Genomic DNA, 21898 nt, shown 5'->3' with positions numbered 1-21898 from the left:
CATCACGATTGACAATTGACCATGAAATCAATGATTCTCTCCACGGATGCGGTTCAGCGAGCGGACGTACAGGTTGCTGACGGCGATGACGATGACCAAGATGATGTAGGCCAGCGCGCTGGACTCGCCGGTGGTGAAGCGCGTGAAGGCGGCGCGATATAGGTGCACGGCGATCAGCTCGGTCGCATCGCCCGGCCCGCCGCCGGTCAGGCCCATCACCAGGTCGAATGTCTTGAACGCCTCGATCGTGCGAAATAGAATCGCGATCAGCAACAGCGGCGCCACTTGCGGCAGCGTGATGCGCCAGAACTGGAACCATGGGCTGGCGCGATCTATCGCCGCCGCTTCGTACAGGTAATCGGGAATCGCTTTCAGACCGGACAGGCACAAGAGCATGACAAACGGGCTCCACATCCACACATCCACAATGATGATGGCCCACAATGCACGGCTGCCCTCGCCCAACCAGTCCGGGCCAGAATTCGGCACGCTGTAGCCGATCAGGTAGTTGAAGATGCCGAAGGCCGGGTTGTAGATCAGCTTCCAGAACAGGCCGATGACGACCGGCGACATCATGATCGGGATCAGGATGAGCGTGGTAATCAGGCCGCTGCCCTTGAAGCGTTCGCGCAGGAACAGCGCCAGGCCGAAGCCGACGATGGCCTGCAGCGCCACCGTGGTCACGACGTAGCGGCCGGTGAGCGTGAAATACTGCCAGATGCGCGGGTCGCTGAGGAGTTTGTTGTAATTTTGCAGCCCGATCCAGGCCGGCGGGACGTCGGGCTTGATCACCGAGAACTCGGTGAAGCTCAGGTACAAGCTATAGAACAGCGGAAAGATGTTCCACAGCACCAGCAGGATGATGGTCGGCGCAATAAACAGCACCTGAATCTGCACATCGGTGAGTGAGCGCCGGCTGTGGACGCGCGCGGTTTGAGTTCGAGTCAGTTGCATCTCGTGGCGAAGAAACCAGGTTTCTTTGCAGAAACCTGGTTTCTTTCATCAGTCGTGCGTTTCGCAAGCACCGGTTACTTCAGATAGCCGGCCTTCTTGAGGATCTCAGTGTGCTCGCGCGCGATGTTGTCGAGCGCTGCTTTGGCCGTGCCTTGGCCCTCGACGATGTACTTGCTCAGCTCGCGCTGCGAGACGACCAGCAGATCGCCGAACTCGGGGATGTTCCAGAAGTCCTTGACGAAGTTCATCGTCTCGGCGAACGCCGGGTTGTAGGGCGTGGCCTGTTTGAACGTGTCGGAGTTCAACACTTCGATGTTGCAGGTGTAGCCGCCGAGGGCCGCCCACTTCTCCTGCACCGGCTTGCTGGCGAACCACTCGATGAAGTCCTTCGCTGCCTGTTGGCGCTCCGGGCTGATGTAGGCGTTCACGCTGATGCCTTGGCCACCCAGCGAGGCGTACTGCGCGCCGCCGGGGCCGGGCGGCGTAGCAAAGAAGCCCACCTTGTCATAGTAATTCGGGTTGGTCTGCGGGTTGACCAGCGCCGGGAAGAAGGCGAAGTAGTTGGTGATCATCGCGACCTGGCCGCTGATGAAGGCATCGTTCATTTCCTGGAAGAAGGCGTTGCTCAAACCCGGCGGCATGAACTTGGTGTATAGCTCGCGATAGAGTTCGAGCGCCTTCGCAGCATCCTCGGTGTTCAGTACACCCTCGACTTCGAACTTGTCGTTCTTCCAGTCCGCGCCGAAGTTGAAGATGAAGTTCTGCGCGCCCATCGTGATCGCGTCGTAATCCTTCTGCGTGTATACCGCGATGCCGTACAGGTTCTTCTCTGGGCGGGTGAAGAACTCGGCGATATCGCGCAACTGTAGCAAGTCCTTCGGCACGTCGAGGTCGTAGCCATACTTGGCTTTGAACGCTTCCTTCTCCGCCGGATCCTCGAACAAGTCTTTGCGATAGGCCCAACCCAGCGCATCGCCCTCGGTCGGGAAGGCCCAGTACTTACCATTGTAGGTGCCATAGTAGAGCAGCGTGGCCGGCGTGACGGTCTTGTCCAGGCCCTTCTCCTTCATGAAGTCGGTGAGGTCGAGATAGTGCCCCTGCGTCGCCGCCTGGCCGAGCCACTGGCTATCGCCGACAACCATGTCGTAGCCGGTACCCTTGGCTGCCCACTCCGCCGTGACCTTGTTGTAGTAGGTGCCCCACGGCTCTTGCACGACGTTGACTTTGATGCCTCGCGCCTTCTCGTAATCGTTGGCCAGCTCTTGCAGATAGTTAGCCGGATCCCATTCCGCCCACCAGATGGTGAGTTCTGTGACCCCGCCGGCCGGAGCTGCCGTTGCCTGTCCGGCAGGTGCCGCGGGCGCTGCGGGAGCCGCCGGCGCCGCAGGCGCCGCACAGCCAGCGGCCAAAGCCGCTGCCAATCCAAGTGTGAGTAACCCTAACTTCTTGGTCATATCTTGTCTCCTTTTAGTGCATGGAACAAGCGGGGCTGGCCCTAGCGGGCCTTATAAAGAACATTTTTAGCACATCAGGCGGAATTGGCAAGTTCACCGCTCGAGCTGGGCGAAGATCGGTTTGAGCGCCGGATAGAGCTCACGAAAATGAGCATAGGCCTCGTCGTACCGGCGCAGCACGGCCGGGTCATCGCTGGGCGACGTGCGCGAAGTCACGCGGATCACGGCATCGCACGCCTCGCGGGTATCGCGCCATAGGCCAATGCCCACGCCGGCCAGCAGCGCCACGCCGAACGCCCCACCTTCCGTCGAATTGACCAGCGTGATGTCGGCCTGGAAGATGTCGGCCAGCATTTGCCGCCAGATTGCGCTGCGCGCCCCGCCGCCGGCAGCGCGCACCTCGTTCACGTGCAGCCCCAGCTCGCGCATTAGCTCGATGGAGTCGCGCAGGCCGAAGCTGATGCCCTCGACCACTGCGCGGGCGAGATGCGCCTGGGTGTGGCGCAGCGTCAGGCCGACGAACGCCCCGCGCGCCAGCGGGTCGCGGTGGGGGGTGCGTTCACCTGTGAGATAGGGCAAAAAAATCAACCCTTCTGCGCCGATCGGGACCTCGGCAGCGCTCTGCAGCAACAGGTCATAGGGGTCGGCTGGGCTGGGTTGTCGCGTGACCAATTGCGGATGGCCGAGTGCGATCACGTCGCGATGCCAGCGCAGGCTGCCGCCGGCGGAGAGCATCACGCCCATGAAGAACCAGGTCTCCGGCACGGCGTGGCAAAACACCTCCACCGCGGTGTCGCGGACAGGAGGGTACCGCTCAACCGAAGCGAACACCACGCCCGAGGTGCCCAGCGTGACGTTAACGATGCCCTCACGCACCGAGCCTAGCCCGACGGCGGCGGCTGGTTGGTCGCCGCTGCCGCCGACGATGGGCGTGCCGGCAGCCAAGCCGGTCTCACGCGCAGCCGTCTCGCTCACCTGTGCCGTCGGCTCGTGCGACTCCAGGCACAACGGCAGCCACTCGCGCGGAATGTCCAACAAAGCTAACATCTCATCCGACCAGCGGCGATGGCGCACGTCCAACAGCCCGGTGCCGGTGGCGTCGCCAACTTCGGTGGCGAATTCGCCGCTGAGCTTGTAGCGGATGTAGTCTTTGGGCAACAGCACGTGCGCCACGCGCGCGTAGACATCCGGCTCGTGCTCGCGCACCCAGAGCAGCTTCGGCGCGGTGTAACTGGTCGCAGGGAGATTGGCGACGAGTTCGCGGGTGCGCATCGGGCCTCCGGCGCGATGCACGATCTCGTCGCATTGCGCCGCGGTGCGCTGATCGTTCCACAAGATGGCCGGCCGCAGCACATTGCCCGCGCGGTCAAGCAGGGTCAGCCCGTGCATCTGGCCGCTCAAGCCAATGCCGCGCACATCGTGCCCCGAAGCGCCGGCCTGTGCGAGCACCTGGCGAATTGCTTCGCTCGTTCCGCGCCACCAGTCGGCGGGGTCTTGTTCACTCCACAGCGGTCGGGGGGTATGAAGTGGATATTCCACCGTCGCGCTGGCCAGCGTCTCGCCGTTTTCGGTGATGAGCAACGCTTTAACGGCAGTTGTGCCGAGGTCAATGCCAAGCAGTGTCATGGTGTGTCACTCCCTGAGCGGGGATTCTAGCCCCGCTTTAACTTGGGCGAGACGCAAAAACAAGAGCGCGCCAGGTTACAGCGGGCAGGCGTTGTGTGCGCACCTTTGGGAGGCGCAACCGTGATTGCGCAACCGCCGGTTTCGGCGCCCCATCGCGCTCACAACAGCAACCCGGGCCGCTCCAGCCCGCGCTGCAAGTCGCTCAGAAAGCGACCGACCTGCGCGCCGTCCACGATGCGATGATCTGCGCTCACGGTCAGCGTGGCGACCGGCGCGACGACCGGGCGATCCTGCTCGTCCACGATCATGCGCTTGCCGGCGCGCCCAACGGCCAGGATGGCCGCCTGGGGGGGATTGACGATCGCCGTGAAGCGATCCACGGCGAACATGCCCAAGTTGGACAGCGTGAACGTGCCGCCCTGCACGTCGGCCAGTTGCAACTGTCCGGCGCGCCCACGCGCCGTCAGCTCGTTCAGTCGCGCGGCGATCTCGATCAGGCTCAGTCGGTCGGCGTGATGGATCACCGGCACGATCAGCCCCTCGTCGAGCGCGACTGCGACGCCGATGTTCACATCGCCCCACTCGACGATGGACTCGTTCTCGAAGCCGGCGTTCAACGCGGGGTTGCGCTGCAACGCCCAGGCGCACACCTTCACCAGCAGCGCCGTCAGAGTGAGCCTGGGCTGACCTTCCGTCTGGGTGGCTCGCCAGTCCTCGACCACAGCCAGCGCGCGGGACATGTTCACGTCGGCGCTGAGGTTGAACTGTGGCGCTTCGCGCGTGCTCTGGCTCATGCGCTGCGCAATGGTGCGGCGCATGCCGGCCAAGGGGACGACGCGGCGCACCGTAGGCGTTGCATTGCGCGCCGGCGCGGGTTGGTTTGTCACCGCTGCGGAGATGCCGGTTTCGCGCTGGGTCGTGGTCGCGCGCGCCACGTCTGATGATTGGATGCGCCCACCCGGTCCGCTGCCGTGCAATTCGGCTAGGTTTACGCCGCGCTCCCGTGCTAGCCGACGTGCCGCCGGTGAAGCGGCAACTCTGTTGGCAGGCGTCGTTTGCATGTTGCGCTGGGCGATAAATGACTCAACATCGTGCCGTGTGATTTGGCCGTCGCGCCCGCTGCCGGTCACCTGACCCAGATCAATGCCGTGCTCGGCAGCCAGCCTTTGGGCGATGGGAGTGGCGCGTGGCGTGGTAGCCGCAGGCGTCACCGGGGGAGAGGCCGGCGATGGCGTGTTGACCTCGCCCGGCACGGCGATGTAGGCAATGGGTTGGCCGATCGGCACGATCGCACCGGCCTCAGCCAGGATAGATTCGAGGATGCCATCGGCCGGCGATTCCACCTCCATGGTGATTTTGTCGGTCTCCACCTCCAACACGGCCTCGCCTTTGGTCACCGGCTCGCCGACCTGTTTCAGCCAGCGGGCGACGGTCCCGCTTTCCTGGGCCATCTCGAACTTGGGCATGATGATGGGCGTGGGCATGGTGATCCTCCGGCGGGGTCAGACTTGGAGGCGCGCCAGCTTGCGGGCGTGCTCGACGATGTGCTCCGTCTGTGGCGTGGCGGCGCGCTCCATGGTGCGGTTGTAGGGCATGGGGGTATCAGCGCCGCCCAGGCGGATGATGGGTGCTTCCAAGTAGGCGAAGGCTTCGCTCTGCGCTACGGCTGCGGCGATCTCGGCGCCATAGCCACCCAACAGCGGCGCTTCATGCGCAATCAACACGCGCCCGGTTTTCTTGACGGATTGCACGATGGTGTGCAGGTCGTATGGCTTGAGCGTGCGCAGGTCAATCACCTCGCAGTCAATGCCTTCGCCGGCCAATTGCTCGGCAGCCTCCAGGGCGCGATGGACGGTCATGCCGGCGCTAACCAGGGTGAGGTGACGCCCGACGCGCCGGACGGCGGCTTTGCCGATAGGCACAAGGTAAGGTCGTTCGGGCACCGGCCCTTTGATCCGATAAGCCAGCTTGGGTTCCACGAAGATGATTGGGTTTTGGTCAGCGATGGACGCCAGCAACAGCCCCTTCATGTCGTAAGGGGTGCTGGGGATCACTACCTTGAGGCCGGGCACGTTGACGAACCATGACTCCAGGCTCTCGCTGTGTTGAGCGGCGGCGCCGGTGCCGCCGCCGGCAGGCAAGCGGATCACCATCTGGCAGATCGTGCGCCCGCCGAACATGTAACGCACCTTGGCCGCTTGCAACACGATCTGCTCCATCGCCAGGGTGACGAAATCCTGGAACTGAAATTCGGCGATGGGGATCAGGCCGGTCATGCCGGCGCCGAAGGAAACACCGGCAATAGCGTTCTCGCTGATGGGCGTGTCGCGCACGCGATCCGGCCCGAAACGGTCGTAGAGGCCGAGCGTGACGCCGAATGCCCCGCCGTACTTGCCGATGTCCTCGCCGATCAGTACCACGTTCGGCGCGGCTTCCATCGCCTGCGCCATGGCCTCGCGCAGGGCTTCGCTGCCGGTCAATTCCCGTGTGCCAGGCGGCGGCTCGCTGCCGGCGTGTTGGGCGAAAGTGCGCGTGAACCAGGTGGGCAGTGGACGGTCGTTGAAAGGTGAGGGCGCTTGCAGTGTCAGACCGCGTAGCGCGTGGTCCATGCGGTTGGCCGGCTCTTCGTAATACACCTCATCCAATAACGCCGCGGGGTCAGGCTCGGGCGAAGCATCGGCGAAGGCCACCGCCTCCTCGATGGCGCGCAGGGCTTCCTGGCGGACGGCATCAGCCTGCTCGCGTCCCAGCAACCCGTTCTCGATCAGCCATGCCTCGAAGCGCGCGATGGGATCGCGTTCCTGCCATTCCTTGACCTCTTGCTTCGTACGATATACCTGCTTGTCGCTGCGCGAGTGGCCCTTGTAGCGATAGGTGAGCACCTCGACGAGCGACGGCCCCTGGCCGGCGCGGGCACGATCTACCGCGCGCTTCGCCTCGGCGTAGACCGCCAGCACATCCATGCCGTCCACGCGCACGCCGGGCATGGCATACGCAGCCGCGCGGTCGGCCACGCGCACCGGAATCGCCTCGCGCGCGGGCATGCTCATGGCATACTGGTTGTTCTCGCACACGAACACCACCGGCAGCTTCCAAATCGAAGCCAGGTTGAGCGTCTCGTGGAAGTTGCCGTTGTTCGCCGCGCCGTCGCCGAAGAAACACATCACCACGCGACCGGTCTTGAGGAGATGCGTGCTGAGCGCCGCGCCCACCGCGCTGCCCATGCCGCCGGAGACAATGCCGTTGGCGCCCAAGTTGCCCAGCTCGACATCGGCCATGTGCATGCTGCCACCCAGCCCACGGCACACGCCGGTGCGCTTGGCCAGCAGTTCGGCCATCATTTCGCGCACGTCCTGACCTTTGGCAATCGCATGGCCATGGCCGCGGTGGGTGCTGGTGATCTGGTCGCGCGGCTCTAGGGCGGCGATACAGCCCACCGCCGCGGCCTCTTCGCCGATATACAGGTGCATCGTGCCATGCACCTTGCCGGCAAAGTATTGCTGTTCAGCAGCTTCCTCAAAAGCGCGGATGAGGTGCATCTGCCGCAGCATGTCCAACAGTTTCTCGCGCGGCAGGTCCGTTGTGGGTGTCTCGAGATGAGTGGTGTGTGCCATAGGAACTCAACGAGGGGGTAAATTTTGCGCGCCCAAGCTAGGAGGCATCGGCGCAGCTCAGGGCGGCCGCGGCGGTGGGCGCATCGGTCACCAAGGCGTTGATCAGTCTACTGCGCAGCGCGCCTAGGATGGGCAGCGTCTTGGGTTCGCCACATGCCACCCCCAGGCGCACAGGGAGGCGCATCAGCGTTGCGGCGTTTACACTCATCACGCGTCGGGTGATCGGTAGATCGAGGATGCGGCCCTGAACGTCGAAGGGGATGGCGCATACGTCACCCACGGCACCAGCGCGTCGTTGCATCTCCAGCGCCTGGCGCGGCTTGAGGAAGCCGGCGCGCACAAGCGCTGAATGTTCCGGTTGTACCGAACCGATCCCGACCAGGGCGAGTTGTGCCCGGCGGACGTAGGCGAACACCTCGCGGATGCGCTTGTCGCGCATCAAGCCATCCCGGGTTTGTTCGTCGCTGGTGAGCAACGGGGCGGGCAGGGTAGCGTAGGTGGCGCTGAAGGCGCGCGCAATCCGTCGCACCAGATCGGCGCCGTCAAGCTCAGGCAGCCGTGTGCCCAGCGAGCCGATCATCTGCACCACATGCACCCGTCGCCGCGGAAGGGGACGCAGGGCGTCGGTCACGGCGAGCAGGGCATTGCCCCATGACACGCCCACCGTCATGTCATCTTGAACAAGCTCAGCCAGGAGGTGAGCGGCCATAGCGCCAATGCGGCGCAATGCTTCTGATTCGGTCAAGCCGGCAGGCGTGTCTATCACGCATACGTGCTTCAGCGTAAAGTGCGCGCGTAGCGCCTGTTCCAGGGCAGCGGCGCGGCGCAAGGGGTGATGGACGCGAATTTCCACCAGCCCGCGCATTTGCGCTTCGGTGAGCAGCCGCGAGATCATCGAGCGCGAGTAGTTGGTTTGCGCGGCGATCTCTGCCTGGTTTAGGCCACGGATGAAATACATCTCGGCGATGTGGGCGAGCATCTCAAGCCGCTCATCGTTGATAGAGGGCAACGTGGCCATGGTGTCCGCCTGCTAGGCTCAGCATACCGAACAAGGAAAGGGTTTGTCAAGCAAATGTGAGAAAAGTTCACAGATGTGAAAACAAGCTGTTGTCGGACCACTTCCCGCAATTTGGGCGGCCGGCTCTATACTTCCTTCCATGCACATCACGGATGTCACTGCGGTTTGGTTGCATTGCCCGATCCCGCCTGAACAACAGCACCTCTCTGATTTCGGACGCATCGCCTCGTTTGACGCTGTGTTGGTGACGGTGACGACAAGCACCGGCCTGGTCGGCTACGGCGAGGCCAAAGCCGGCGTGGGCAGCGCGGCGGTGTGCGCTTCGCTCGTCACGTGCGTTCGCGAAGAGCTGCGCCCACTGCTCATCGGCCAGGACCCGCGCCAGATCAACCGGCTATGGGAGCGCATGTACAACGGGGTGCGCGATCACTACGCGCTGACGCGCGGACGGGCCTTCCCCATCCTCGGCCGGCGTGGGCTGACCATCGCCGCCATGAGCGGCGTGGACATGGCCCTGTGGGACTTGGGCGGGAAGTTGTTGGAGTGTCCGGTGGTTCAATTGCTCGGCGGCACATGCCGCGACGCGATGCCGGCCTATGCCAGCGGCGGCTGGGCGGATGTGGACGGCATCGGTCAACAGTTGCTCGGCTACGTGAATCAGGGCTTCCGCGCGGTGAAGATGCGCGTGGGCGTGATGGACGGCGACGTGGACACCAGCGTCGCGCGGGTGCGGGCCGCGCGTCAGGCGCTCGGCCCCAAGATCAAGCTGATGGCCGACGCGCACGGCACGTATAGCGTGCCGGAAGCAAAACGCTTTTGCGACGGTGTAGCCGATTGCGATTTGTTTTGGTTTGAGGAGCCGGTGAACGCCGACGACCGCGACGGCGCCGCCGAAGTGCGCGCGCATGCGCAGATGCCCATCGCCGCCGGCGAGAGCGAGTTCACCCGCTTCGACTTCCGCGATCTGATCCAGCGCCGCGCCGTGGACGTGCTACAACCGGACCTGGCCATCTGCGGCGGCATCACCGAAGGCCGGCGCATCGCCGCGCTGGCCGAAGCACACCAACTCGCGCTCGCGCCGCACCTGTGGGGATCGGCGCTATCGTTCGCCGCCGGGTTGCACTTGGCATTTGCCAGCCCGAGCGCCATCATTCTTGAATATTCGCTCGGCGCGAATCCGCTCTTGCGCGAGCTGCCGGAAGAACAGATCGAGGTTCACGACGGCATGATCGCTGCACCGGTTCGCCCCGGCCTGGGTGTGACACCGCGCCAAGCGTTCGTAGAGCGATATGCAGTGAAGGCGTAATGGAGATTGGAGATTGGAGATTGGAGATTGGAGATTGCGTTTTACGTCTTACGCATTACAACTGAAAGACCAAAAACTCATGACACGATACCTGACACGCACCACCCGACAGGAGTGATATGAAAGTCGAACAAATCCATCATGTGACGGTCATCGTGGACGACCTGGAGAAGGCCTGCGCCTTCTACGAAGAGGTGCTCGGGCTGGAGCCGGTCAACATGGTGCCGCTCGACTTCCCGGCGCAGTTCTACAAAATCGGCGAACGCCAGCAGTTGCATGTGACCGAATGGGACGACGTGCATTCCTTCCGCGGCCACGTATGCCTGCAGGTGGATGAGTTCATGCCGATCTTCCGCAAAGCGAAAGCACTCGGGGTCATTGATACCGGCCCCTGGGGTAAGACGCGCATGTTACCCGACGGCGCGATGCAGATGTTCCTGCGCGATCCCGCCGGCAACCTGATCGAGATCTCGTGCAAGCCGGGCACGCCGGTGGACGCCGACGTGTTCGCCGATCCGCAGGTCGAGCCGGAGCGCGGCGTGTTCGTCAGCGGGCGCAATGACCCGCGCGGTCGCCGACGCGCCAAGACGTTCGCCGAGGCAGAAGAGGTGAATGCGAACTAGGCGGTCGCCGGCCGTTGATGCACAGGCATGTCCATCCTACTCCTGGAGACGCTCCACCCCGATGCCGAGGCGCTGCTGGCGCAACATGACCGGGTGATCCTGGCCGCCGACGAAGGGCACGCGCTGCAGGTTGCTCAGCAGGATGGGGTGGCAGCCATCCTCACGCGCGGCAAGGGCCGGATCACCCGCGCGCTGATGCGGGCGTGTGGCACGAGCCTGAAAGCCGTCTCGCGCGCCGGCGCCGGCTTGGACACGGTGGACCTCGGCGCGGCGAAGGAGCTGGGCGTCGCCGTGATCTTTGCGCCCGGCTTGAACGCGCAGACCACCGCCGAGCACACCGTCATGCTCATGATGATGGCAGCGCGCAAAGCGGCTTTTCTGGACGCACAGGTCAAGGCCGGCTGCTGGAGCGTGCGCAATGGCTACGAAGGTGTCGAGTTGAACGGCAAAACGCTGGGCGTGATCGGGCTGGGCAGCATCGGCGCGCGCGTGGCGCAAATCGGGCAGGCGTTGGGGATGCAAGTGATCTATTGGAGCCGCCGGACGCGTGACGCGCGCTTCGCCTATCGCGCCTTGGACGATTTGCTGCGCGAAGCCGACGTGATCAGCCTTCACATCGCGCTGAGCGAGGAGACGCAAGGCTTGATCGGGGCGCGGGAGCTGGCGTTGATGAAGCCCGGCGCGATCCTGGTCAACACCGCGCGCGGCGCGTTGATTGACCAACGCGCGCTGACCGAGGCGCTGTGCGTCGGCCGGCTCGGCGCGTTTGCTGCGGATGTGCTGGCGCAGCAACCGCCGTCGCCCGACGACCCGCTGCTGCGCTGTGAACGGGTCACGCTCACGCCACACGTGGCCGGATTGACCGACCGCACCTATCGCGAGGTGTGCCTATTTTGCGCGCGCAATGTGCTGGCCGTGCTGCGGGACGAACCGCCCGATCCACGCAGCCTGTATTCAGGATGAACCGCGTCGCGTCTTGAGTGTTGTCTGCGTTCTGGTGTCGTGTACCAATTGGCGCGTGATGAGCCGCGCAGGGACGCCAGACATCGAGCTCGCGATAACGCCATACGCGATGCGGAAACGCAACAATCTATCAAACCGGAGGATACAAGACCATGCTTATTTCAATGCACAACTGGATGCGGGCGGAGCCCGTGGAACTCACCATTCGCCGGCTGGCCAAGTACGGCTACGATGCCATCGAGATCAGCTACGACAGCGTCGAACTCGCGCCCGGCGCGCCCGGCACGGCTGCCGTGCGCAAGATGCTGAAGGAGACCAAGATCAAGTGCTACGGCTCGATCAGCCTGATGTTCGCGGGCCGCGACTTGATCCACGCCGACCCCGCCGTGCGCGCCAGCTCGGTGGATTACCTGAAGAAATGCGTCACCATGGTGGACGAGCTGGGCGGGCGCGTCATGTCCATCGTGCCCAGCGAGGTCGGCAAGGTGAAGCCCATGGCCTCGCCGGAGGAAGAATGGCAATGGGCCATCGAAGGCTTGAAGGAGGTGTACGCCCACGCCAAAGCACTCGGCGTGAAGATCGCCATCGAGCCGCTCAACCGCTTCGAGACGAACTTCCTCAATCGCCACGATCAGGCATTGCTGCTCGCCAAGGCCGTCGCCCCGGATGTCGGCGTGTGCCTGGACGTGTATCACATGAACCAGGAAGAGGCCGATATGTTCAAGGCCATCGAGAACGCCGGAAAGAAGCTCTACGACCTACACGTGGCCGACAACAACCGCATGGCCTGCGGCATGGGTATGCTGAACTGGCGCAAACTGTTCAAGACGCTGGAGAAGATCGGCTACAAAGGCTCACTCACGGTGGAGTTCGTGCCGCCGATTGACCGCACGCCGGCCAACCCCTACAAGAACGCGCTGGCCGCTGCCGACAAGACACTCACGCCAGAGCAACTCAAGTTCATCGAAGATCACGGCAGCGGTGTGCTCAGCGAAGAGTTCTACTCCTGGTTGGTCGCCGAGTCCATCAAGACGCTGCGCAAGTATATGAAGAAGCAATAGGGCCTTACGCCGGCTCATCGGCACCGCTGCCAGCACAATAGCGGGCGACTTTAACCCGACCTACGACGCAGGACACCGGCGCGCCTCGTTGAGGAAGCGGACGCGCTCCATGCAGGTCAACTGGCGACCGAGCAGCGGGCGCGTCCGCTCGATCCGCACATCCACGCGCAACAAATGCGCGCGCAGCAGGTCGTCGGCGGCGACGGCGGCCTCGACCTCGGCCCAGGCAAGCCCCCTGGCTTAGGGGAAGAGTGGCTGCATCGCTTCGCCGACGCCGCGCACAACTTGGACAGTCCACAGCGGCCCAACGATTTGGTTTTTGGCGATGGGACAGGCAAGACTAAGAAGGGGGAGCGAACCCAGAGGACAGCCCGAAGCGCCCCCGGCGAGATTCGAACTCACAACCTCGGCATTAGAAGTGCCCTGCTCTATCCAATTGAGCTACGGGGGCTAGTTCATAATCGGCCGTACGCCATTATAAACAGTGCGACCGCCAAGCTGAGCAAGGATCTCAGAAGGCTTGCGCCCGATGCGCGCGGCCAGTTCAACCGGCGTCAGCGGCTGATTATCGTTGAGCAAGAAGACGCGGAAGACAGATTCGGCCAAAGGCAAACGGGGGCTGATGAACGTCGCATCGTTGGCGCGCTCGGCGCGAATCATCTGCATTGCGCGCGTCACGCGCCGCACTTCGCCGGTCGCTTCATCCACAAAGTCAAGCGCCTCATCGGTCGGCAAACCAGCCAGCCGTTCCTGTTGCTCAGGCGTCAGACATTTGTAGATCAACACATTGACATCCTGGCCGTTCTTTTCAAACCAGGAATAGTCAATGTGAAACGGCGTGTTTTCGGTTGGTCGCAAAAGCTTCATCGCGTCGCTCGTATGTTTCAACGCTCACCCAGATGCCAGTAGTTGTCTCCCACCGACACATACGCGCCACTTGCCGTCAGTGCGGCAAACACATCGGTGGGCGCGCTGCGCGTGATTGTGTTCACCACCGCGTAAAGCGTCCGGGCGTGAACGTTGCCCTGGGGGCTCAGCTTAGCAATCTCGGGAAAGGCCTCGCGCACCGCTTGCATGGTGTCGCGCCGGCGCTCGGCGCGCAACGCATCCAGCGCGCGCGGATCATCCACGAACACGGACATCAGCTCGTCGACTTCGCATGCTACCGCGCGCTGCGCCGTCTCTAGGCACAGCCGGCCATCGCGCGCGCTGGCCACATGCACCCACTCCCGCTTGGGCCTTCGTCGGCGATAGTCTATCCACACGATGTTTTCGGCGTCGCTGCGCGTCAGTTGGATATAAGCGCCGGCGGGGAGGTCATTGGCCTTGAACCAATCCCCCAGCCCCCAAATGTAGCGCCCTTCGCGCACCAACCAGACGGTCATCTCTTTCTGCGTCACACGGTCTTTGAAGCGCATCGGGATGCGCGGCTTGCGCGATTGGGGCAAAACAGACGCTGCAGCGCGCGACCATCCCAGCGTGCCGGCGCGGCGATGCGGATAGGTTAGGATAAGCGTGGCGCTTTGCGCCGGCGACACCGGGGCCGTTTCGTCGAACTCCAACTCATCGTCCAGCTCATAGGCCAACGCGACCAGCTCAGGACTTAGCGCGACGCGCCCCGACGGTCGTTCGGCGCGCAACACTTCCGGCATCTCTCGCGCCTCCGCCGGCTCCAATCGCCGAAGGAACCAGGCCGGTGTGTCGTTCAAGCTGACTTCGTCGAAGCGCGGATCCGCAGCCAGTGCGTTGTTCAGCGAGACTTCCTGCACGTGTGTGCCCACATCGGGTGGCAACCCCAAATCGCGCAAGATCACGTCCGTCGTCAGCGGGCCACCGTTCGCCATATCGAGCACCGCTTCTGCCAAGTTCAGATGACCGATGTTCACTTCGGTCATCAGGGCGCGCAGGAACCATTCATCACCGATGCGAATGAATTCGCGGTTGCTCTCGAGCGCTTTTTCCAGCACAGCAACCACGTGTTGGCCGTACGCCTCATACAACGCCTCAGGTGATTGAAGCGATGCCGTATCGAATTGCGCCGTCGCGTCTTCATCGTTCAGACGATGCGAGCGATGGTAGTTGGCCGCAAATTCTCGGCGACGTCCATCGTCGAACTGCACGGCGATGACCTCGAATTCACCCAAGTCGGGGTTGTTGCCAGGGCGCACCTCAACCACTTGGCCGGAAGCGAACTTCAGCGCAGGGAAGACTAGCCTGTCCCCAACCGCATAACGCTTCTTCGGTTGGTAGACAGTGTGATCAGACCACTGGCGGCGCAGCGCAGCATTCTCTTGGTTAACGCGATAGCCGATCAGCGCCCGCGCCAAATCAGCAAGGCGCTGAGGCTTGCCGGCCTCGAGGATAAAACCGTAAAGAAAATCGGCATCGTCCGCAGTAATGGTGAGGGCGGACCAGTAATCTGCGGTTTGGGTTGGGCGATGTATCACGCGATCGAGGACCTTCTCCACAAATTAGCGGCGCGATTATACCCGACGCGCAATCACGCATCGCTCGATAGGTTGCGCAGGTCTATCGCCGGCAATGCGCCCAGCACATGCGCTGCGCGCCGCAGCGTCACTTCGCCCCCAGCATGACGGCGCCGATCACCCGTGCATGCGCACGAGCGAGGATATCTTTTGCTTGCTGCGCGCGATCAAGCCGCGTCTTGCCGGCTTCGATGACGAGCAACACGGCATCAACGCGAGAAGCCAGCACAGCGGCATCGCTGACCCGGCCGAACGGCGGCACGTTGAACAAGACCAGGTCGGCCATGGCCGCCAGTCGCTCGATGGCGCAGGTCAAGCGATCCGAGCTAATCAGATCGGCAGGAATAGCCGGCAACGTCCCACTGGTCAACAGGCTGAGGTTGGACAGCGCCGTTGCGCGCAACGGCGGCTCGCCCAGCTCATCCGCGCCGCCTTCGAGCCAATCGGCCAAACCGGTTGTGTTTGGCACACCAAAGGCGAGGTGTAATGCCGGTTCGCGCAGATTGGCATCTACGGCGATGGTGCGCCTTCCGGCTTGCGCTAATGTGACGCTCAGGTTTGCCAGCACCACCGCCGCATCCGGGCCGGAATCCGGTGAGGCGACGAGCAACGTCCGGATAGGCGCATCTAGCATCGCGAAGTACAGATTCGTGCGCAGCGTGCGGTATGCCTCGGCGGCAGGGGATTTCGGTTCGGTGAGCGTAATGAGATTCATAGCGGAATTAATGAGCCGGGATGTCGCCGACGACGGGCAGCGACAGACGGCGTTCGACATCCCTGGGCGCGCGGAGCAGCGCGGACTGTTGCCATTCGAGCAACGCCACGATCCCCGCACCGGCCGCCAGACCCAGGAGCAAGCCCGCTGCAGTATTCACGCCGGTGCGTGGGTAATCCTGCACGTAGCGCGGGTCATCACCCAAGATCGCTTCGACGCGATCTTCGCGCCGCTGCTTGGCGTTGTCGCGGTTGCGAAACTCAACGAACAACTGCGCCCACTCGCGCGCAATGCGATTAGCCGTTTCGCCGTCGTAATCGCGCACTTCGATCTCCACCCCATAGCTGGCAGCATCGTCGGCCATGCGCGTCTGACCGTAGATGTAGGCAGGCGAGTAATCTAACTGCAGGCGCTTGCCGACTTCCGCCGCGTTGCGCTCGGTGCGAATGATGCTAATGTAGGAGGATAGCAACTGCTTGGCGGCCTGGGTTTGGCCGAAATCGGTGCGCGCCGGCTGTATCGTCAGCTTCATGGACGATTTGTAGATGGGCGTCTGCAGCCGGCTGAAGACAAACGCGCCGGCCGCCGCAATCAGCGCCGTCAGCACGACGATCCACCAGCGTCGTTTAACGATTTGAACGTAATCTTGTAGCTCCATCTTTTGCAAGCCAGTTCTAGAACCGCTCAGGGATTTCGCCGATGACGTTCAGACCCATGCGCTCAATTTCGCGGCGCTCCCTGATCACTGGGTCAAAATAATGCCACAATAGAACTAGCGCCATACCGGCGAGCAAGCCGAGCGCGAGGCGCACTGGCAAATCAAAGCGGTCGCGCAGGGGCGCTGCAGTCGGCACAGGGGCGATCGGATCCATCAGCCGCACCGGTGAGGCGCCGGCTCCCTTCAATTGCGGCCAGTAGGCTTCGTAGTTCTCGTCCAGTTCGTCCACCACGGCCTGGGCGATCTGCACCGCCTGCTCAGGATCAGGCCAGGACACGTAGACGACCAGCACGCTGGAGCGATACTCGGAACGAATCGCGCCTGCGAGCGGCGCAGGCAGCGATATGCCGCGGCGCGCTAGCCGTTTGGCGACGTTGTCGGCGAAGGCGCCCTTGCCGATGATCAATGAGAAGCCCTGGGTGACGTATTCCGACGCCAACCAGTTGTAATGGCGGTCGTAGTTGTAGGCCTGTTCGCGCAACGGCTCCGGCGGCAGGCCGACTGCGAAAGACATCGTCACTACGTAGGTCGGCGGCGCCGGCCGCGTCGTCAGCAGGGTGACCGCTGCGATCAGCGCTGCCGGCAAGAGCGCCAACCACCAACGCCGCAACAGGATTCGAGCGTATTCGGCTATCATGAGTTCAAAGCAAATCATCGCGCCGATCCTGGCGCAGCCGCTCTACGATTTGCTTAAGATCGGATACGCGGTCCAGTGAGCATACCAGCAACACATCAGGCGTATCCACGACGACGACGTCCTGGATGCCCATGATGGCGACAAAGCGATCATCGGTGCGCACGAGGGTATTGCGGGTCTCGATCGCCAGAACCTGGTCGCCGAAAAAAGCGTTGCCGTGCGCATCTTTCGGCAGAATGTCCAGCAACGACGCCCAACTGCCGATGTCGCTCCAATCCAGATCTACGGGGATGACGGCGACGCATTCGGCACCTTCCATGATGGCATAGTCGATGGACTTCTTCGGCGCAACATCCCAGGCCGCCCGCAGCGCGTCGTCATAGGCGGGGCTGCCGATCGCTATTCCAAGCTGAGCCAGGGCCGCGGCAAACTCCGGTTGCTGGCGTTGAAACTCGCGCAGACCAATCCGGCACCGCATGATGAACATGCCGCTGTTCCAGAAGTGGCATCCATCGGCTAAATAGGCCTCTGCCACCTCTTGTTTCGGCTTCTCAGTAAAGCGGCGCGCGCGAAAGACGTCGAGGCCGTATCGCGCGCCCAGCGCGTCACCGCGCTCGATGTAACCGAAGCTGGTCGCAGGATACGTCGGCATGATGCCGAGGGTGACGATGTAGTTATCCTGGGCCACCTCATAAGCCGCTTGGAGCGCCCTGTGAAATTCCGCCGTCTTGCCGATATGATGGTCGGCGGTCAGGATTGCGACGGTGGCATCCGGGTCGGCGTGCGCGATGTGTGTGAGCGCCAGACCCACGGCCGGGCCGTTATCCTTTGCGCTGGGCTCAATGATGTAGTTATCATCCGGGATGCCCGGCACTTGCTCCTTGAAGATCGCAGCCATCTGGGCGCTGGTCACGACGTGCACACGCTCCAGCGGGATCAGCGGCTGCAACCGATAGGCAGTCACTTGAAACATCGTCCGTCCTTCGACGAGCGCCAGCGACTGCTTGGGACGATCTTTGCGGCTGAGCGGCCAAAGTCGCGTGCCGCTCCCGCCGGCCATGATCAGTGCGTGGTACATGTCTGGATGGATGATAAACCGGCTGTTGGCATCTGTAGGCGTCTTGCGCACATTCGCGCCCGTCGGCTAATCGTCTCCATCGCCTACCGTTGTATAGGCTGCGGGAGCTTCGTGGACCAGCACATAGCTTGTGCCGGTGGCTTGGCGCACCAGGCCCTTCAGTTCCATGAGCGCCAACGTGGCGGTCACATCAGCAGCGGGCATCGCCAAACTGCGCACAAGCTCATCTACAGATGTCAGCTCATGAGAGAGGCGCGCCACAATCGCTCGTTCCACATCGCTTTCCGGCATCGCCGCCCCGACTTCCACGCGATCCGCCACCATGTTCAGATTCAGCTCCTCCAGAATGCTCTGCGCATCAAGCGCGATATGCGCGCCCTGCTGAATTAAGCGGTTGGTGCCGCGGCTGGTGCGATTGAAAATGTTACCCGGCACCGCGAACACGTCGCGTCCCTGGTCGGCGGCAAACTCCGCAGTGATCAGCGCGCCGCTGTGCTCATCGGCCTCGACCACTACCACGCCCAGGCTCAGCCCGCTGATGATGCGATTGCGCGGCGGGAAGTTCAACGCGTCCGGCGGCGTGCCGAGCGGATAGTCGCTGATCAGGGCGCCGTTCTCGGCGATCTGCTGCGCCAGCTTGCGATGTTCAGGCGGATAAACCACATCCACGCCACAGCCCAGCACGGCGAGCGTGCGGCCGCCTGCCTTCAGCGCTGCTGCATGGGCAACCGCATCAATGCCGCGCGCCATGCCGCTGACGATGGTGATGCTGTTGCGCGCCAATTCGCCGGCCAGCATCTCCGCCACCTCTCGACCATACACCGTCGGACGGCGCGTGCCGACGATGCTCACCGCCCACGCATCCGCCTCGGCCAGTGCGCCCTTCACAAACAACACAGGGGGCGGGTCGGCCACTTCGCGCAGCAACTTAGGATAGCCAGCATCTTCCCAGGTGAGCGCTGTCGCACCGGCGCCTGCTAGGCGTTCGACCTCTTGTTCCGGGACGACGTGCCGGCGCGCCTGCGCCAGCGCTGTGATGGCTCTGACATCGAGGCCGGATGCCGCAAGATCGAATTCGCCGGCAAACCAAGCAGCTTGCAGCGAGCCAAAGTGGGCCTTCAGCTTTCGAATGCGCACCGCACCGATGCCCTTCACTCGGGCGAAGGCCAGGTAATACGGCAGCTCAGCATTCATCCGTCATCACAGGCCCATCGCAACAGGTCAAGCACGTCTGCCATGACGACGCATTCGAACAGCGACGCGATCAGCGCCCCACGCCCAAGCGCACCACGTGGCGCTTATCGCCGTCAACCGCCGCAGTCGCATTGCAGCAGTCCACGACGGCAGGCACGGTGCGCACGACGAAACCATAGTCCACCGCGCGATGGCCGGTGACGATCACAGCGCAGTGCACCCTGTGCAAATTCGATTCGCTGAGTGGCTGAGACAGCAGCTCGACGGGCTTGCGGTAGAAGACGCTGCCGCCGACGTGGAAGCGCGGCACATAGGGATCATGATACGTGACCTTGGCTCCTCGCCGCAGCAACAGCTCAATCACACGCTCGGCCGGAGAGTTACGCGGATCGTCCACGTCGCGCTTAAAGGCCACCCCGAGCACCATCACCGTCGCATCGCACAAGGCGATGTGCACGCGGTCAAGCGCCTGCTCAATCAGGTCGAGGACATGGAACGGCATGCTTTGGTTCATCTCGGCGGCCAGCTCGATGAACCGGGTGTAGAAGTCATATTCGCGCGCCTTCCAGGACAGGTAGTACGGGTCCACACCGATGCAGTGTCCCCCCACCCCCGCGCCCGGTGTAAAGGGCATAAAACCAAAAGGCTTGGTCTTAGCTGCTTCGATCACCTCCCAAATGTCAATGCCCATGCGCTCGCTCAACAGCGCCAATTCGTTGACCAGCGCGATATTGACCGAGCGAAAGATGTTCTCCAACAGCTTTGTCATCTCGGCCACGCGCGGGGAAGATACGCAATGCACCGGTGCCCCCAGCGCGCCTAACACAACGGCCGCGCGCTGCGTGCCCTCCGGCGTCACCCCGCCAACGACCCTCGGCGTGTTTGCCACAGTCCAATCGGTGCGGCCCGGATCAATGCGCTCAGGGCAGAATGCCAGATCAAAGTCCACACCCGCTTTCAGGCCGCTGCGCTCCAGGATGGGCTGGACGATCTCCTGTGTCGTGCCGGGGTAGGTCGTGCTTTGCAGGATGACCAATTGCCCCCGAGACAGGCACGGTTGGATGCCCTCGACCGCGCTGACGACATACGAGAGGTCGGGGGCGCGCATCGCGTCGAAGGGGGTCGGGACGCAAATGAAGATCACGTCACGGTCGCGCAGCGCGTCGTAATTGACCGTGGCCGCGAACGCGCCGGCCTGCACGACCTGCGCCACATCGTCGCTCGGCACATCGGCGATATGGCTGACGCCGGCGTTCAATTGCGCCACCTTGCGCGCGTCTACATCTACGCCAAGGACGTTCCGGCCGGCTTTAGCAAATGCGATCGCCAGCGGCAGACCAACGTAGCCCAGCCCTAGGACTGCGATGCGCTGGTCGGTTCGGTAGGCAACAGCGCGGGTGGGCGCGCGCTGGGCGGCAGGCCCAGACCCGGACTTTCCCAGTCTATCGTTGTCAGCTTCCACGGTCCAAACTCCATGAACCACAACATGTACCCCCCCGCAATCAATAGCGCAACAGCGATGATGAGGCTGGCCCAGAGGTTGGCCATCGAGGCGATGATCGCCACGATGCCCAAGGCGCCACACACCAGATAGAGGATCATCACCGCTTCGCGCGGGCTGAAGCCGTGATTGGCTATGCGATGGGAGGTGTGGTCTTTGCCCGGCGACGTGAGCGGGTTCTTGCCACGTCGCAGCCGAGAAAGCGTCACCAGTGTCATGTCAAAGATCGGCAAGCCCATGAGGATCACCGGCACCATCCATGATACCAGCGGGCTCTGCCCCCAAAAGCGCAGCTTAACGGCGATACACGCCAGCAGAAAGCCGAGGAACATGCTGCCCGAATCGCCCATGAACACGCTCGCCGGATTGAGGTTCCACACCAAAAACCCGATGCACGCGCCCAGCACGGCGGCGCTGAGCAAGCTCACCAGGTACTGCCCATTGATGATGGCCAGCACTAAAAAGAAGGATGAGATGACGGCGCTGACGCCGGCTAGCAGGCCATCCATGTTGTCCAGAAAGTTCATGGCGTTGGTCACGCCGACGATCCAGACCACAGTGAGCAGCGCATCCAGCGCCGGACTGCCGAACAGCGCGACGCGCACATCGAACAGATAGACCATCACTGCAGCGCACAATTGGATGACCAGTTTGATGTAGGCGTTGAGGCTGAAGCGATCATCCACTAATCCCATGAATGACATCAGGGTGGCGGCCACGACGATGGCCGCGAACTGCTGAAATTCCAGCCGGCGGCCCAAGATCAGCGCCACGATCAACACGCTGAGCAGGATGGCCAGCCCGCCCAACTTGGGCACCGGCCGGGCATGAATATCACGCGCGCGGGGATGAGCAACCACGCCGACGCGGGGTGCGAGCCACTTGCTGAGCGGCGTGGCGGCGATCGCAATTGCGAGTGCGCCGAAGAAGAGCAGCACGAGTTCGACCAT

General features: G+C 63.0%; 19 protein-coding genes and 1 tRNA gene. 4 read left to right on the top strand and 16 right to left on the bottom strand.

Features of this window, described 5'->3' with window-relative positions:
- Window positions 1–27: 27 nt before the first annotated feature.
- From GXH28_RS00235 to GXH28_RS00210, 6 genes are all read right to left on the bottom strand, one after another.
- Entirely contained in the window at window positions 28–954 is a 927-nt protein-coding gene (locus GXH28_RS00235) for a carbohydrate ABC transporter permease (protein WP_169236990.1), read from the bottom strand.
- A gap of 74 nt (window positions 955–1028) precedes the next feature.
- Complete coding sequence (locus GXH28_RS00230) at window positions 1029–2408, bottom strand: ABC transporter substrate-binding protein (protein WP_169236989.1); 1380 nt, start codon at window positions 2406–2408, stop codon at window positions 1029–1031.
- A 93-nt stretch (window positions 2409–2501) separates the two neighbouring features.
- Entirely contained in the window at window positions 2502–4034 is a 1533-nt protein-coding gene (xylB, locus tag GXH28_RS00225) for a xylulokinase (protein ID WP_169236988.1), read from the bottom strand.
- A gap of 158 nt (window positions 4035–4192) precedes the next feature.
- Window positions 4193–5518 carry a dihydrolipoamide acetyltransferase family protein gene (locus GXH28_RS00220; RefSeq protein WP_169236987.1) on the bottom strand — a complete coding sequence of 442 codons (1326 nt, stop codon included), beginning with the start codon at window positions 5516–5518 and terminating at the stop codon, window positions 4193–4195.
- Between the two features lie 18 nt (window positions 5519–5536).
- Window positions 5537–7648, bottom strand: a complete 2112-nt coding sequence (locus GXH28_RS00215) for an alpha-ketoacid dehydrogenase subunit alpha/beta (protein ID WP_169236986.1) — start codon at window positions 7646–7648, stop codon at window positions 5537–5539.
- Between the two features lie 37 nt (window positions 7649–7685).
- The gene (locus GXH28_RS00210; RefSeq protein WP_169236985.1) at window positions 7686–8666 is read right to left on the bottom strand and encodes a sugar-binding transcriptional regulator; all 981 of its coding nucleotides are present in this window, start codon (window positions 8664–8666) and stop codon (window positions 7686–7688) included.
- A 139-nt stretch (window positions 8667–8805) separates the two neighbouring features.
- Here GXH28_RS00210 and GXH28_RS00205 point away from each other — a divergent pair, with 139 nt between their 5' ends.
- The 4 genes from GXH28_RS00205 to GXH28_RS00190 all read left to right on the top strand — a co-directional run bounded on the left by GXH28_RS00205 (window position 8806) and on the right by GXH28_RS00190 (window position 12619).
- Window positions 8806–9972, top strand: coding sequence for a mandelate racemase/muconate lactonizing enzyme family protein (locus tag GXH28_RS00205; protein ID WP_169236984.1), 1167 nt, complete (start codon window positions 8806–8808; stop codon window positions 9970–9972).
- A gap of 119 nt (window positions 9973–10091) precedes the next feature.
- Window positions 10092–10595, top strand: a complete 504-nt coding sequence (locus tag GXH28_RS00200) for a VOC family protein (RefSeq protein ID WP_169236983.1) — start codon at window positions 10092–10094, stop codon at window positions 10593–10595.
- A gap of 27 nt (window positions 10596–10622) precedes the next feature.
- Entirely contained in the window at window positions 10623–11558 is a 936-nt protein-coding gene (locus GXH28_RS00195; RefSeq protein WP_169236982.1) for an NAD(P)-dependent oxidoreductase, read from the top strand.
- Window positions 11559–11710: 152 nt separating this feature from the next.
- A complete protein-coding gene (locus tag GXH28_RS00190) occupies window positions 11711–12619 on the top strand; it encodes a sugar phosphate isomerase/epimerase family protein (protein ID WP_169236981.1) in 909 nt (302 codons plus the stop codon).
- A 377-nt stretch (window positions 12620–12996) separates the two neighbouring features.
- Here GXH28_RS00190 and GXH28_RS00185 read toward each other — a convergent pair.
- From GXH28_RS00185 to GXH28_RS00140, 10 genes are all read right to left on the bottom strand, one after another.
- Window positions 12997–13070: transfer RNA gene (locus tag GXH28_RS00185), tRNA-Arg, on the bottom strand.
- Window positions 13070–13486 (bottom strand): hypothetical protein, encoded by a 417-nt coding sequence (locus GXH28_RS00180; RefSeq protein WP_169236980.1) that lies wholly within the window; start codon window positions 13484–13486, stop codon window positions 13070–13072. The genes GXH28_RS00185 and GXH28_RS00180 overlap by 1 nt, the downstream gene beginning before the upstream one ends.
- 17 nt (window positions 13487–13503) lie before the next feature.
- Window positions 13504–15087: a hypothetical protein gene (locus tag GXH28_RS00175; protein WP_169236979.1), complete on the bottom strand. Its 1584-nt coding sequence runs from the start codon at window positions 15085–15087 to the stop codon at window positions 13504–13506.
- A 106-nt stretch (window positions 15088–15193) separates the two neighbouring features.
- Window positions 15194–15820 carry a CpsD/CapB family tyrosine-protein kinase gene (locus GXH28_RS00170; protein WP_169236978.1) on the bottom strand — a complete coding sequence of 209 codons (627 nt, stop codon included), beginning with the start codon at window positions 15818–15820 and terminating at the stop codon, window positions 15194–15196.
- Window positions 15821–15827: 7 nt separating this feature from the next.
- Window positions 15828–16478 carry a YveK family protein gene (locus GXH28_RS00165; RefSeq protein ID WP_169236977.1) on the bottom strand — a complete coding sequence of 217 codons (651 nt, stop codon included), beginning with the start codon at window positions 16476–16478 and terminating at the stop codon, window positions 15828–15830.
- 16 nt (window positions 16479–16494) lie between these two features.
- On the bottom strand, window positions 16495–17193 hold the full coding sequence (locus tag GXH28_RS00160) for a hypothetical protein (protein ID WP_169236976.1): 699 nt from the start codon (window positions 17191–17193) through the stop codon (window positions 16495–16497).
- On the bottom strand, window positions 17180–18253 hold the full coding sequence (locus GXH28_RS00155; RefSeq protein WP_169236975.1) for a mannose-1-phosphate guanylyltransferase: 1074 nt from the start codon (window positions 18251–18253) through the stop codon (window positions 17180–17182). The genes GXH28_RS00160 and GXH28_RS00155 overlap by 14 nt, the downstream gene beginning before the upstream one ends.
- A 66-nt stretch (window positions 18254–18319) precedes the next feature.
- Window positions 18320–19447 (bottom strand): DNA-processing protein DprA, encoded by a 1128-nt coding sequence (dprA, locus tag GXH28_RS00150; RefSeq protein WP_169236974.1) that lies wholly within the window; start codon window positions 19445–19447, stop codon window positions 18320–18322.
- Window positions 19448–19517: 70 nt separating this feature from the next.
- Window positions 19518–20909 (bottom strand): nucleotide sugar dehydrogenase, encoded by a 1392-nt coding sequence (locus tag GXH28_RS00145; protein WP_320447886.1) that lies wholly within the window; start codon window positions 20907–20909, stop codon window positions 19518–19520.
- Window positions 20801–21898 carry a glycosyltransferase family 4 protein gene (locus tag GXH28_RS00140; protein ID WP_169236973.1) on the bottom strand — a complete coding sequence of 366 codons (1098 nt, stop codon included), beginning with the start codon at window positions 21896–21898 and terminating at the stop codon, window positions 20801–20803. Before GXH28_RS00140 ends, GXH28_RS00145 begins: the two co-directional genes overlap by 109 nt.

The sequence above is a fragment of the Candidatus Roseilinea sp. NK_OTU-006 genome (assembly GCF_012931985.1).
In the GTDB taxonomy this organism is placed as follows: Bacteria; Chloroflexota; Anaerolineae; order J036; family Brachytrichaceae; genus JAAFGM01.
This window is presented reverse-complemented; position numbering and strand designations above follow the sequence as displayed.